Here is a 1,196-nt window from a genome sequence, read left to right as displayed (position 1 = left end):
TTCCAGGTCAAGATTCGGGGATATCTGATCGAACTCGGTGAAATTAACGCGGCACTGGAAAAGCACTCTCTCGTGGCGCAAGCCGTAACTCTCGGTAAAGAGTTGCAATCAGGGGTGACAGCGTTGGTGTCCTATGTGGTGCCGGCGTCGGGTGCGGTGGTTGATACTGCGGCACTGGTGGATTCGTTGGGTGTGGTGTTGCCGTCGTATATGGTGCCGTCGCAGATCATGGTGTTGGATGCGTTTCCGCTCAATGCTTCGGGGAAGTTGGATCGGAAGTTGTTGCCGGAGCCGGTGTTCGAGGTTGCGGTGTTTAGGGCTCCGGTGACGGCGGTGGAGGAGATCGTTGCGTCGGTGTTTGCCGAGGTGTTGGGTGTCGAGCGCGTCGGGTTGGATGACGATTTCTTTGCGCTGGGTGGTAATTCGTTGATTGCGACTCGGGTGGCGGCTCGGTTGGGGCAGGCGCTCGATGCGCAGGTTCCGGTGCGGGTGTTGTTCGAGGCGTCGTCGGTGGAGTTGTTGGCTGCGCGGGTGGAGTCGGAGATCGGTTCGGGTGCGCGGGCGGCGTTGACTGCTCGGGTGCGTCCGGAGCGGGTGCCGTTGTCGTTGGCGCAGCAGCGGATGTGGTTCTTGAACCGTTTCGATACGTTGTCGTCGGCGAACAATATTCCGGTGGCGATTCGGTTGTCGGGGTTGTTGGATGTGGCGGCTCTGCAGGCTGCTGTGTCGGATGTTGTTGTGCGGCATGAGATTTTGCGGACGGTGTATCCGGAGGTCGACGGTGTCGGGTTCCAGGAGGTGTTGTCTGCGGATCGGGTGCGGTTGGATGTGTCGCCGGTTGTGGTGTCGGAGTCCGATGTCGTTGGTGCGGTGACGGAGTTCTTGTCGGCTGGTTTCGATGTGGCGGTGGAGGTTCCGGTTCGGGCGCGGTTGTTCGCGGTGTCGGAGTCGGAGTTCGTGTTGGCGTTGGTGGTTCATCACATCAGTGGTGATGGTGTGTCGATGGGGCCGTTGACGCGTGATGTGATGGTGGCGTACGAGGCTCGTTCTCGGGGTGAGGTGCCGGGGTGGGCGCCGTTGGCGGTGCAGTATGCGGATTACGCGTTGTGGCAGCGTGAGGTGTTGGGGTCCGAGGATGATGCGGGGTCGTTGATTTCGCGTCAGGTCGGGTTCTGGGAGTCGGCGTTGGCGGGGTT

The 1,196-nt window shown here is 61.0% G+C and carries 1 protein-coding gene; it reads left to right on the top strand.

Annotated elements, in window-relative coordinates:
- Positions 1-1,196 (top strand): condensation domain-containing protein (locus tag AC0B9F_RS38265; RefSeq protein ID WP_472010440.1); only part of this gene is annotated, 1,196 nt, incomplete at both ends.

It is taken from the genome of Streptomyces sp. NPDC097129, assembly GCF_055668065.1.
Note: the sequence above shows the minus strand (reverse complement) of the source record. Positions and strands in the feature narration are given on the sequence as shown.